Origin of the sequence: Candidatus Defluviilinea proxima (genome assembly GCA_016721115.1) — a bacterium.
Lineage (GTDB): Bacteria > Chloroflexota > Anaerolineae > Anaerolineales > Villigracilaceae > Defluviilinea > Defluviilinea proxima.
On record JADKIW010000001.1, the window covers coordinates 2,812,054 to 2,824,504 of the forward strand.

Annotated in this window: 14 protein-coding genes; 4 read left to right on the forward strand and 10 right to left on the reverse strand. The window is 51.1% G+C overall.

Going from position 1 to position 12,451, the window contains the following annotated elements; genetic code table 11:
- Positions 1 to 2: 2 nt before the first annotated feature.
- From fabG to IPP66_13090, 5 genes are all read right to left on the reverse strand, one after another.
- Positions 3 to 761, reverse strand: coding sequence for a 3-oxoacyl-[acyl-carrier-protein] reductase (fabG, locus tag IPP66_13070; protein MBK9926210.1), 759 nt, complete (start codon positions 759 to 761; stop codon positions 3 to 5).
- A gap of 54 nt (positions 762 to 815) precedes the next feature.
- The gene (locus tag IPP66_13075) at positions 816 to 1,487 is read right to left on the reverse strand and encodes a TIGR01906 family membrane protein (protein MBK9926211.1); all 672 of its coding nucleotides are present in this window, start codon (positions 1,485 to 1,487) and stop codon (positions 816 to 818) included.
- Positions 1,488 to 1,608: 121 nt separating this feature from the next.
- Positions 1,609 to 3,159, reverse strand: coding sequence for a fused MFS/spermidine synthase (locus tag IPP66_13080; GenBank protein ID MBK9926212.1), 1,551 nt, complete (start codon positions 3,157 to 3,159; stop codon positions 1,609 to 1,611).
- Between the two features lie 100 nt (positions 3,160 to 3,259).
- Positions 3,260 to 4,162, reverse strand: coding sequence for a LysM peptidoglycan-binding domain-containing protein (locus IPP66_13085; protein ID MBK9926213.1), 903 nt, complete (start codon positions 4,160 to 4,162; stop codon positions 3,260 to 3,262).
- Positions 4,129 to 4,662 (reverse strand): hypothetical protein, encoded by a 534-nt coding sequence (locus IPP66_13090; GenBank protein MBK9926214.1) that lies wholly within the window; start codon positions 4,660 to 4,662, stop codon positions 4,129 to 4,131. Before IPP66_13090 ends, IPP66_13085 begins: the two co-directional genes overlap by 34 nt.
- Positions 4,663 to 4,768: 106 nt before the next feature.
- On the opposite strand from IPP66_13090, the gene IPP66_13095 reads away from it, so the two are divergent.
- The 4 genes from IPP66_13095 to IPP66_13110 all read left to right on the forward strand — a co-directional run bounded on the left by IPP66_13095 (position 4,769) and on the right by IPP66_13110 (position 7,706).
- On the forward strand, positions 4,769 to 5,380 hold the full coding sequence (locus IPP66_13095; GenBank protein MBK9926215.1) for an FMN-binding negative transcriptional regulator: 612 nt from the start codon (positions 4,769 to 4,771) through the stop codon (positions 5,378 to 5,380).
- A gap of 7 nt (positions 5,381 to 5,387) precedes the next feature.
- Entirely contained in the window at positions 5,388 to 6,278 is an 891-nt protein-coding gene (locus tag IPP66_13100; protein MBK9926216.1) for a hypothetical protein, read from the forward strand.
- Between the two features lie 154 nt (positions 6,279 to 6,432).
- Complete coding sequence (locus IPP66_13105; GenBank protein MBK9926217.1) at positions 6,433 to 6,954, forward strand: hypothetical protein; 522 nt, start codon at positions 6,433 to 6,435, stop codon at positions 6,952 to 6,954.
- A gap of 98 nt (positions 6,955 to 7,052) precedes the next feature.
- Positions 7,053 to 7,706: a 50S ribosomal protein L25 gene (locus IPP66_13110; GenBank protein MBK9926218.1), complete on the forward strand. Its 654-nt coding sequence runs from the start codon at positions 7,053 to 7,055 to the stop codon at positions 7,704 to 7,706.
- Between the two features lie 82 nt (positions 7,707 to 7,788).
- Here IPP66_13110 and IPP66_13115 read toward each other — a convergent pair whose 3' ends face one another.
- From IPP66_13115 to IPP66_13135, 5 genes are read right to left on the reverse strand one after another with little or no spacing between them, the layout of a single operon-like run.
- Entirely contained in the window at positions 7,789 to 8,451 is a 663-nt protein-coding gene (locus IPP66_13115) for a CoA pyrophosphatase (GenBank protein MBK9926219.1), read from the reverse strand.
- Between the two features lie 45 nt (positions 8,452 to 8,496).
- The gene (locus tag IPP66_13120; protein ID MBK9926220.1) at positions 8,497 to 9,024 is read right to left on the reverse strand and encodes a hypothetical protein; all 528 of its coding nucleotides are present in this window, start codon (positions 9,022 to 9,024) and stop codon (positions 8,497 to 8,499) included.
- Positions 9,024 to 9,878 carry a tRNA (adenine-N1)-methyltransferase gene (locus IPP66_13125; GenBank protein MBK9926221.1) on the reverse strand — a complete coding sequence of 285 codons (855 nt, stop codon included), beginning with the start codon at positions 9,876 to 9,878 and terminating at the stop codon, positions 9,024 to 9,026. Before IPP66_13125 ends, IPP66_13120 begins: the two co-directional genes overlap by 1 nt.
- A 14-nt stretch (positions 9,879 to 9,892) precedes the next feature.
- Positions 9,893 to 11,125, reverse strand: coding sequence for a peptidylprolyl isomerase (locus IPP66_13130; GenBank protein MBK9926222.1), 1,233 nt, complete (start codon positions 11,123 to 11,125; stop codon positions 9,893 to 9,895).
- A 3-nt stretch (positions 11,126 to 11,128) separates the two neighbouring features.
- Positions 11,129 to 12,403 carry a hypothetical protein gene (locus IPP66_13135; protein ID MBK9926223.1) on the reverse strand — a complete coding sequence of 425 codons (1,275 nt, stop codon included), beginning with the start codon at positions 12,401 to 12,403 and terminating at the stop codon, positions 11,129 to 11,131.
- Positions 12,404 to 12,451: the final 48 nt, after the last annotated feature.

Genomic DNA, 12,451 nt, shown 5'->3' on the forward strand with positions numbered 1-12,451 from the left:
TACTACATCATTGCCATGCCGCCATCCACGCTCAACACCTGACCGGTGATGAACGCGGCCTGATCGGAGGCGAGAAAGGCAACGGCATATGCGATTTCTTCTGGTTTGCCCTTGCGGCCCAGTGGCACCATCTTGATGGCGGCTTCCAACACTTCGGATGGCATGGCATCCAGTATCTCAGTATCTACAAAACCCGGTGCAATGGCATTGACTGTGATATTGCGTGCGGCTACTTCGCGGGCCAATGACTTGGTGAAGGCGATCTGTCCGCCTTTGGATGCGGAGTAATTGACCTGCCCGGCGTTCCCCATTTGCCCGGCAATGGACGACATGTTGATAATTCGTCCTGTGCGCTTCCGCATCATGTGTTTGACAGCGGCCTTTGAACAATTGAACGTGGACTTTAAATTCGTGGAAATGACTGCGTCCCAATCGGCCTCAGACATCATCATAATCAACGTATCGCGTGTGATGCCTGCATTATTGACGAGAATGCTTAAGTCACCAAACTTTTCGACGGCGAATTTGATCAATCCTTCTGCTTGTTTGAAATCGGATACATCTGCTTGAAAGGCGGCGGCTTTGCCTCCTGCCTCTTCGATCTGCTTCACAACTGCATTAGCCGCATCGGGTGAACTGTTGTAATTCACAACCACTGCCGCGCCACGTGCCGCGAGTTCCAGTGCCACTGCGCGCCCGATGCCGCGCGAACCGCCGGTGACAACGGCAACTTTATTTTCCAACGTTAAGGTGTCTGTCATGTTTGGTTCTCCTCAAACGGGATTATACCCGTTTACGTATTGCGCATTGCGTAATTACGAAACCTTTCTGAACCCCAGTCCCAGCCCAAGCCCGCCGCCTAATGCGATGGCTGCCGCGAACAGGAACGCGTCCTGCCAAAAGCGCAAGGGAAACAGGCGAATGAGTGTATCTGAAAACAGGAACAGCCACGAGTCGCCTTCAAAGAACAGGCTGTGAAACCCTGCGAAGAAATCCCAAAATACATTTGGATTAACTGTTATGCCGACGACAACGATCAGGCCGACTGCCCCCGCCAAACCGACCATCAACCAACCGCCTCGCCTCAAACCGGACCGATAGGCCTGTCCCCACGACCCAAACTTTGACCACAGCCCGAGCCCGATCAACAGAACCAGCGTGACATACCAAACATTGAGCGCGCCTTTCGTCACACGTTTGACATCTGCCATGTGACTCAACTCACGCTCGTTGTAGAGCGGCTTGCCATCGTCGAATTTCAGATCGCCGAGGTAAGAAATGTCTGCGTTGTTGACGAGATAGGTCAATGCATAGGGTGCCCATTGCAAACGGTCTTCCTTGGTGAAGCCATACTCATCAGGCGGGAAGTAGGGCATGTTGTATTCGATCTGGAGAAAGAGCGGTGTAAGTAAAACTCGTACGCCAAGCCCCAAGAGTGCAATCGGTACAAGGATGGCGACGAGCCAGGATAGGATGTTTAATTTCATTTTGCTCCAATTATTCCGCGCTGAGCGGAGCGTCCTTCGACTACAGGCTTCGCAACAACCGCTCAGCCCTCCGCTCAGGACGGAAATGTGTTTGGGAAAGAGCGCAGTCGAAGCGCACTTGCTATTGCAAATATTCCGTTCCGCCACCGACGATGAAGCGCGCAACCATATCGTTGACGATCCATTCGATGGGAGCGTGGTCATCGGTGAAAACTTGTGTTGTTTCGTAGCCAGTTTTGAGACCTGAGAATGCTACTTGCATCGTATGGATGAGCAACGGGTTGACATTGGGATCATTCGATAGCGCGACAAGATTTGCTGAGAAGTTTTCAGGGGCTGTCTTTTGTTTTGTTGCGAAGATGACTGTGTTCAGTGAGCCGGGGATATCCACCATGTAAATGGATGGGAAAACCGTTCCCATTGTGGTGGCCAGGCCATTGATGAGACGAAAGTCGCCGGGGACGGAGGCAGAGTTGATGGTCAGGACTCCATCGTCCGTTAAGTGTGAGGCGACGATTTCGAAGAATTCTTGCGTCGTCATGTGCGGAGGAATGTACGGAGGGCGGTACGCATCCACCGAGATAATGTCATATTTATATTCACTGCGTTCGAGATTGAGACGTCCATCGCCGATGACGATATTCAAGTTGGGCATTGTCATGCCAAAATATTTTTGTCCTACCTCCACGATCTTTGGGTCGAGCTCGTACCCGTCGATGGGAACATTCGGATATACAGCCGCAAGTTGACGCGCAGTGGTGCCAGCGGCCAACCCCACAATCGCCATGCGCTGAACATCTGACGGTTTTTTATTGGCATAAAAATACGGGCCCACCATCACTTGATCCCAGGGCCCGTCATATTGCAGGGTGTTCGGATTGTAGATCGAGTGCACGCCCTGCCCTTCGTTCAGTCGCAACAAGGTGTAATCGCCTTGTTGTTTAACTTGAATGTAGTTGTACGCTGACTCGGTTTCGTATACCTGCCCTGTGCTGTTCTTAAGTGCCTGCCCTGCCGCCAACACGGCGATGATCGCAATGAGGATGGGCATCCACAAATATTTGATCAATTCTTTTCGGCCTGCGAATTTTCCGAGCCCTGCCAACGCAACGAACAGCAACATAAGACTGAACAATAAAAATGTTTTGGTCGTACCAATGGCTGGGATGGTGATCAACGTTGGAAGAAATGTACCGATGAATGATCCCAATGTTGAGGTCGCATAGATCTGCCCTGAGGTTTGACCCGCGTGGGCAGTGTCGTCCACCAATAAGCGGATGGCGAAAGGGGAGATCGTCCCAAGCAATGTGATGGGGACAATGAACAGCACCAACACTGCTACAAAGGATGCGCCTAATATGCCGATATTCAATGCATCAAAAGCGTTCGCAGCGGACCTGAGGACTGGTCCAGCGATATAGGGGACGAGTCCCAGCGTGAACGCGCCCCACGCAAGGACGCGGTACATCGCGACCGGTGTTGGGTTCGCATCCGCCCATTTACCGCCGATGAAGTATCCGAGTGTGAGGTAGATGAGGATGAGCCCGATGATGCTCGCCCAAACGATATTGCTCGTGCCGAATACTGTGCCGATGAGACGTCCTGCGGCAAGTTCGGCGGCGAGAGTGGTCATGCCGGAGATGAAGACTGTGAAGAGAAGATAACGTTTCATATGGATGGGGATTATACCTGCGGGATGTGTTTCGGAATGCCGAAAGTTCAACACTCGACGTTTGTGAGGTTGTTTTTATACTCTTACTTAAAGTAGAAATTTAGGATTCTAGCTTGCGCGGTATTTTCCACCAGATGAGAGCGCCGACTCCAACCACAATGATGATGATCCCCAAGAATAGTGGCAGGTTGAAGCCACTTGAAGGTGCCTCTGTAGCGATAGCGGTTGGTGTCACTTTTGGAAGTGATTGCGTCGCGGACGGTTGCGGGGATGGGGTAGTTGTCGGGGGGGCAGAGGTGGATGTCGCTGTAACAGGCGGGGCGATGAGAAGAACGAGTTTTTGGTCGGTGCGGATGATGGAGTTGTTGTTCAGTCCATTCCAGGCCATTAAGTCCGAAAGCGAAACGTCATACCGACTGGCGATCCATGAGAGTGTTTCGCCGCTCTGAACGGTGTGGTAATACTTGCCGTCCGCATCTGGCGTAAGTTTTTGGATGGCGCTCAAGGTGGCGCTGGGTGTGACATTGCCCGGGGAAATCAAAAGTTTCTGCCCCACTTGTAACGGCCAATCCTTTTGGAGACCATTCAATGCCAATAGCTGATCCACGGTGACGTGATATGCATCCGCAATCGTGATCAATGCCTGATAGGGTTGCACTTCGTGGACGATCCTGCCGTCTGCATCTGGGCCTTGGAGCGCAACCATGCCAACGGGGGTCGGTGTAGAGTAACCCGCTGTATTTTTATTGGGGATGAATAATTTTTGCCCGGCTTGGAGCGGCGTGTTGCGGGATGTGTTGTTCCATGTTTCCAAGTCTTGAATGGTGATCTGATAAGCGATCGCGATGGACCAGAACGATTGCCCGGCTTGTACCACATGGAATGTCTTGCCGTCTACGTCGGGCGTAGCGATCTTCACTGGGATGATCATTTGTGGGACGATACTGACACCGCCCGAGGTGGTCGTGCCTATGCTACGGTTGACGACGATGTACTGCCACATTCCTGTCCGGAGACGTAAGCCGCCTGTAAGACGTAATATGTTTTGCCGTTTGCGGTGGCGACACCTGCTCCGATATTGCAGTAGGCGGGTTCGACTGCCGGGCGCATGTGGTCTGGGTCAGCCCAGACGGCCATGATCTGGTCAATGCCCATGCCGCTACCGCTCGTGGCAAAGTTCTCGGTTGCCCATACGGTGCCACCGTTGCCGTATCCAGCGGATGCTAATCGTCCGCGGACATTGCCGATGTGCCAGGACATACTGTTAGCCGCCATCGTTGCCGCCGTGGATTGTGCAACGGCATCCACAATGGGATCCTCGATGAGGGCGGGGAGTCCATATGCGACACGCAAGGTGTTCATTGCGATGATCAGATCATAGGCACTGGTCTGGTTTGCTGAAACAGGATTGACTTGATCGGCTTGAACCGTTTGTGGGCGATAAAGTATGCCAAGTCCGATTGTGATGATGACCAGCCAGTTGAGTAAACGTTGAGAATGCATACAACTATTATAATTCGATGCGAATATTTGCTTGATGATCTGATTCATATGGCGTAATGACTATGTTTTACAGGTAATTGTTCCCGCCATATTGCAAGGAGAAAATATGTATATTTCTAAACTGTATCGAGAAGAAGACCGCGTCAAGATATTGGATTTCTTGAAGCAAAACGAATTTGCAACTCTTGTAACCTATGATGGAGCAAAGCCGACTGCCAGCCATTTGTTGGTGGAAGTGATGGAAGAAGGTGAAAACCTTTTCCTCAATGGACACATGTCCAAGGCGAACCCGTTGTGGAAAACATTTGAGATGAACCCCGAGGTGTTGGTCATTTTTCAGGGACCACACACCTACATTTCACCAACTTGGTACAACCACGTAAACGTGCCGACTTGGAATTATCAAGCTGTGCATGTGTATGGAAGTCCACGGATTGTGACGGGCGATGAATATTACGCGATGCTTTCACGATTGATCGCAAGACACGAAGGCGGAACAAGTTATCGAATGGAAGACTTGCCACAGGATTTTGTGGAAAAGCAGATGAACGGGACAGTCGGTTTTCAAATCAATGTCATGCGCATTGAGGCAAGTTATAAGCTCAGTCAGAATCGTGACGATGAAGACTATCACAACATCATTTCGCACTTGCAAGAGCGCGATGATGAAATGTCCCACGCGGTGGCGGATGCGATGGAAAAACAACGCACTAAATAGAGGGTCTATGTGTAGAAAACTTTTGTTGTGTTTCTTGAGCGGGCTTTTATTGTTTGTTTTAGGGGGATGCAACATCCCAGACCGAACTGAAGTTGCAAGCCCAGTACCTGCATTAGATGTAAAGCCGACCATTCAATCGGTCACTTTACCTGTTGAGCCGTCTCTTGAACCAACGCTGATCCCGGCGACCACTATTCCAACAGGTGTATTCACTTTGTCAATTCTGGTGGATATGAGTTCAGAGCCTGTCAGCAGAGAGCAGGCGCAAACTGTGGTGGATGAGGCTGGAATGATCTTGCAGGGATTAACCAACTTTACCTTGCAGATCGTGGACTTCCGTGAAGTGCCCGGAGGTTCCTCGATGGAAAAAATATTGCAAGATTACATCGCTGATCCAGCTTATGTGCCATCCAATGGGATCATTATTTTCTCGTATGGCGATGATGGAACTGCGAAACTCTATGGCGGTTATGCCTTCCCTTATCCCGGTCGTGAAGGATATGTCAACCAATTTGTGGCGCAATCGGCAACGGTCAATGATTTGTATGTCGGTGTGATCCATTTTGGGCATCAGTTTGCCCGTTGTGGATATGGCGACTCGCAAACACCTATCAGCGCCGTCGCGTTAAAAGGGGAGTGTTTTAATCAAGCTGGTACAGCTTGTGTGGAAAATATGGTTATTCGATGTGCTCAAATGCGGTGGATCGTGTCAGCGCGAGCACTCCAACGTATTTCACGTCTGCCACCTTTGTTCACGAGATCATGCATCCCTTTGGGCTGGCCGGTGTGCAGGATCACTATTGGACGCCAGAATGTACAACAAAAATGGCGGATGGAACCAGTCAACGAGCCTATAACTCCCAATTTTTTGACCCAACAGAGGCGGATGATTACGTGAATATGTGTCCGTATGTGTTTGATCTGTTCATGAAGTCGTATCAACCTTGATGGGCGACCCACGCAGGGCAGATTTCCTGTGGTAAAATCCTGCCCGCTAGCGTCCCAACTTTCAATATATGAAGATCGGTTTTACGCCAGCCATTGGAAATACGATGATCGAACCTGAAGAATTCCCCGAAGTTGACTCGCCCCAAGTGACCAACATTTCCCACTCTGACGTACAGAGCGTTCACGCTGAGTTGGTGCGGATGCATCAGTCTGACGCGGAAGTTATCACTGCCGAAGAAGTTGAGATGCAGAACAGCGCGGCGGGCAGTGTCAAGGCGAACCACGTCACTGGTCACATGATCTTGATGGGCGCTGTCAGCGCGGAAGAGGTCACAGTGCAGGAGGGCGGGGTGGGATATGCCCAGGCTGGGAAAATGTCTGTAAGCGGGTATACAGGCGCGGTCGTGGCAGGAAGCGTAGATGTCCAACATGGATTTGTCGGTTTTGTGGCTGGGCGTGATGTCCATGTGAGCGAATCCCGTACAGGTGTCCTGTTGGCGCGAACTGTGAACGGCAATGTGAACACAGTGCTCGATACACGCGGCGCTTTGATCGCCGGGCTAACGGGCGGCTTGTTTGCAGGTTTGATGTTACTGTTGGGACACATGTTGTTCCGACGAAACTAATTTGAATGTAGTGCGGCGCGAGGCGTCGTTTGCAGAATATCATTTCATAGAGCGAAGGTAACCCCGCGATCGGGGTGAGAGGCGCTCGAGGAGTAAAGATGGAAAAAGTAGTATTGAAAGCAACCAAACGCGATGTGGCTGGTAAGCAAGTAAAGGCCCTGCGCCGCGAAGGCAAATTGCCCGCGGTGATCTACGGCAGGCATACCGAGCCGGTCAACGTTGTGTTGGATACACATGCTGCGTCACAGATTTTGGCGAAGGCGACTTCGTCCACACTGGTGACGTTGGATGTGGATGGTCAGGAATACCCCGCGCTTGTGCGTGAGAAGCAACGTGACTTCATCAAGAACCGCTTGTTGCATGTGGATTTTCTGGCTGTTTCCCTCACCGAAAGGATTCGCGCCAATGTGTCCCTGCACTTCTTTGGCGTATCTGGCGCTGTGAAGGATTACAACGCGGTCTTTGTTCATAACCTTGAACAGTTCCATGTGGAATGTTTGCCCGCTGACTTGCCCGAGCGCATCGAAGTGGACATTGCCCCGCTCGCACGTGTGGGCGATGCCATCCGCGTAAGGGACGTGATCGTCTCTGATAAGCTCCGCATTTTGGATAACTCCGATACAGTTGTTGCTGTGGCGAGCGCTCCAAAGGTGGAAGAAGTCTCAGCTGTACCCGGTGCAGAAGGTGTCACACCTACCTCCACCGAACCCTCCCTCTCCGTCGAACGCGGCAAGAAGGAAGAAGAAGAGTAGGATTACTCCTGCAAACGAACAGGGACTTGCACAAGCAAGTCCCTGTTTTTGTTTAATGTATGAACTGCGAAGTTCACTGAGATTAATATCCCAATATCTTTAGGAAGTCCACTGTCATACGCGCTGTGGCGCCCCAAAGCAATTCGCCATCATAGGGATGATACGCAATAAGAGCACGCTTCGTTTCTGGACGTTCGAACTGCCACCGGTTCGACGGGTTTGCCAGCCACCCGAGCGGAATCGTAAAGATGCGCGCCACTTCATGTTCTCCCACGCGGAAGACGGTCGGCCACTTCACAACTCCCACAACAGGTGTCACGCGGTAATACGAGATCGTAACCATATCTACAAGCCTGCCTAAAACTTTCACATCGTTGGGGTTGAGACCGATCTCTTCATCTGCTTCGCGCAGTGCTGTTTGTTCAGGCGTGGTCTCACCCTCGTCGCATGCGCCGCCAGGGAAAGAGACCTGTCCCTTGTGCGATTCGACCTTGTTCGTGCGGCGAGTGTATAACAAGTGCCACTCACCATCCTGCCACAGAAGAGGGACGAGTACAGCCGCGCACCTCAACTGCACAGTATCGTTGAGTGCGATCTCCGAGAATCCATCGGATGACGGATCGTTGGCTTGTTGCGCTTCCTGCAATCGTTGCGAAATAAATTCTTCAGTAACGGTAATGGACATATTTGGAATTTGGGGGATAAACAAGCGATGGGCTTGTGCCAACAGAGACAAGAATGACATACTATGAAAGTTGACAGTCACATACGTGACTGTCAACTTTTTGGGTTATCGTACCGGGCTTCCACAATATCCGCATTCAGCGGTGATCGAATCCAACCACTCCACCTCATCCGGGCGGACCGGCGCACCACAATGTGGACAGTGAGTGGGCAGGATGGGCCGCTTGACCGGCAGTTGAGTTGTCGGCACTTCCGGCAAGATGGACTTTAACCATGTTTGAATTTCAGCCGCTTCCTCTGCCAACCCGTAAGACTTAAGCTCGGCCATCGCCCTTGTGCCAGCCTGATGTAACTTTTGATATTGGTGACGTTCAGCCAATAATTCCAGTCCGCGTTTGATGGAGGGCACACCCAACAGTCCTTGTCTGGCAAGGACACGGGCGTGACCGGCTTGTAAATAAAAGAGAGGCGCACGTGGCCCGCCTCGTCCGTCTGCGGCGTGTGCAATTTGTTCGAACAGTTCAGCGGCACGACCGTATTCACCTTTGTTCAAAGCGATATTCGCTTCCTGCAAGATCGGTGGCACATCCTGTGCCATGGCTTGTCGAATTTGACGACGAAATGTACGACGCATTAATGATTCTCCTCTTCGATTACTTCGCCAACTTCCTTGGATAATTCCTTGCCACGTGGGTCATCGCTGGGTTCGATGCGACGCCCAAAGACAAGAAAGCCAGTGTGAGCCACCATTCTGTCTGTGGGGCGGAGGCGGGCTGGTTCAGCTTTGTAATATCGCAATAGAACCTCGCATACCTCAACGAACGCAAAATTGCTCTGACGAAGCGAGTATAAAGTTTTTTCCACTTGATTGAAAGTAGGAATTAGACAGCATAAATGTCCGCCAGGCTTGAGCGCGTTGCGGACCTGAAATGTGTAGTCGTATGGATTGGGCACATCGAGGAAGAATGCATCAGCGTCAGTTTCGTCAAAGCCTTGTTCGATGTTGCGCAGTTTGAAGTCCACGCGTGAATCGAGCCCGTAACGCGTTAAATTCTTGCGTGCCAGATTTTGCACATCCTCTTTGACCTCATACGAGACGACTTGTCCCTGCGGCCCAACGGCATAGGCCAACGCGGTCGTCATGGACCCCGAACCTGTGCCCGCTTCCATCACCTTTTGCCCCGGCCCGACTCCCATCGTAACAAGGATGAAGCCAATATCTTTCGGGTATAAGATCTGCGTGGTGCGTGGAATGTCAATCAGCAGGTCAGCAAGGGATGGTTGTAACAAGAAGAACGGCGAACCCATGTGGCTGAAAACCTGTGTGCCCCACGGTCTGCCGATCAACTCATCGTGCAGAATGATGCCGCGATGTGTCTCGAACTTTGCGCCCGCTTTGAGATTGATGATGAAGTGCTTGTGGCGCAAACCGACGAGTTCGGCAAGGTCACCGTCGCGCGCGATGGAAGAGATGGGAGAAAATGTCATGCGGGTATCTTAGTCTATCTTTCTTCAATTGTCACGCTAATAAGTTTATCGCCCGGCGGAGTTTCCTCGCCGATCTTTGCATCGCGTGGCGTGAGTTGCGTCAGCACATCCATGCCGCTGAGAACTTCGCCGAATATTGTGTAACGCCCGTTGAATTGTGGCGTCTCTGCGTATGTGATAAAGAATTGGCTTCCGCTGGTATCTGGCCCTGAGTTGACCATTGCCACCATGCCGGGTTTATCGAATGTGAGATCGGGGAGTATCTCCGTGATCACATAATAGCCGGGCGTGCCTTTGCCTGTTCCGCTGGGGTCGCCGGTTTGTGCATACACTTCTGGGATCACGCTATGAAACGTGACGTTGTCGTACCATCCTTGCTTTGCAAGAAATAGGAACGAGTTCACTGTGTATGGCGCTTTGTCTGCAAATAGCTGAATGACCACGTCGCCCTTTTCTGTATGAAGCGTGGCGATATATTGTTTCGTTTGATTGATCATCATGGGTGGGCATTCGGTAAAGTGTCGTTTGCCCAGCAGGATCAACCCGACGATATCGTTCATGCTGTTGAAATCCTGCGGCCCCAAATAAATTTCACCATTGATGACGATCAGCGGGACAGCGAACGGCCCAAACTTTTGCCCCGCCTCGAAATTGCTTTGGACTAAGTTCACAACCGCTTCACTCTTAAGGTCAGCCTGAAACTTCTCAACATCCATTCCCAGCCCTGAAGCTTGTACTGCCGCCCATTGTTCGAAATCCTCAACAGGTAGATTGATCCAATTTGTCTGTTGTGAATACAACAGATCATGCAGTTCCCAGAATTTGCCTTGCAAGTTCGCGGCTTCTACTGCTTGTGCGGCGAGCAGGGCTTTGTCATTGCGCCCTACAAATGGGAAGATGCGGCTGATATACCGAATCTCGCCGGGATATTGCGCGAGCAACTTATTTATCACACCGGCGAAAGTGCCGCTTTCGGGGCGTTGCAGATCGCCATAGACCATGATCTTGACAGCCGCATCCTCAGGTCCAAGGATGTGATCCGCGCTGGTGATCGGCGGAAAGAGGGATGGAGCGTCTGGACCCGGCGTAGGGACGGTGGTGAAGGAAGTACAAGGCGGTGGAAGTGCTACCTTGGAGACGCTTGTAACAGTCGGTTGCGCTTGTGTTGTTACTGTTGCTGGTTGTGTGCAGGAAACAAAAGAAAGGAGAATGAGGAAAGATAGGAGAGTTAATTTAAAACGACGCATAATTTATTTTTTTATGGCCTCTTGAAGTTGTTCGAAAGATGTCATCCATGCGATGGTGTTAATGAAATCTTTGAGCGTAGGGCTTTGGTCGCGCAAGGCACGCACCGCAGGTCCGACCGGGTCCTCGCCTGCCGCACCACCAGGGACATCGGCGTAGGCACCATGAAATGCAAAGTACGCCTGATTGAGTTTTCTAAGTAGATATCCATTTTGCCAGAAGATCTGACGACGTCCTTCCATATACGTCTCTGCCTCTTCGATCTTTCCTTCAGAGAGAAGTTGATCGGCTGTGACGCGCGTCTCGTGCATCTCTGCGCGGAAGTCAAAGGGAGGCGGGTCGTCATACAAGGATGAGGGAAGAGAAGAGTTGTTAAACAGAATCAGGTTTCGGTTAAAGGAAGAAGCGAGAAGTTCGGGATAATAGGCTTGCACTACAAGTTTCCCTACTTCGTCGCCGACAATGTTAGCGGTTGTCTCGTTCATCGTGCGGAGTTCAGGTGTGGTGCTGTAATTGAGGCCCAGTGGACGAAGCTCGAGGTAGTTGTGAGTCCATTCATGGGCGATGGTGCTGATGAGCCAATTCAGGTCGGCGGTTTCCATCACCATGGTGGGGTATACGCCCACGCCGCCGATCGGCACAACCAGTGTGGATACATCGAGAGATTTGGAGACTTTGTCTTCGAGCTTGATCTGGTCGTCAATGGTCAACGTTGGCAGAACGGAAATGTTTGCAGTTTGTTCGATCTTGTTGCGCGGTGAGACGATGAGAGCTAATGGTGTTGGTGAGTTGTGATACAGAACGGGAGGCAGGGGTTGCCCAATGGTTGTTAGCCCAAGCCCAGCAAGTGCTTCACTGAGTTGTTCTTGCAGGATCGATTCGGCGAAGGGCGCAAGATCTTTTTGCCTTTTAATTAATTCGTCGCGTTGTTCGCGCAAAAAGGATGTGGCTGTTTCTTTATCGGTGATATTGGGGTCAGCATAAACCTGTTCGATGCGATTTTCTGTTTGCATCAGGTTTTCGGTTGTGTGCAAGTATACGGATACGAGTTGCTTATTCGTTTCTCTATCGAAAGTGTATGGGGAATTGATGGTGGCTTGCTCGATTTTTGTCCATGTGGCGTTCCATACCCAATTAGGGTAATCGAACTCGATCTCGCGTGTATAAAAACGGACGCGATCTGTGGCCTCTGCAAATCGGGGCGTGTCACTACCCCCAATGATGAGGATGATGATCGATATAATAATGAAATCAACTATGCGTCCAAAGCGATCTAACATGCGGCGGATTATACCCGTATGGGCATAATATAACAGCAGGGGCACCTC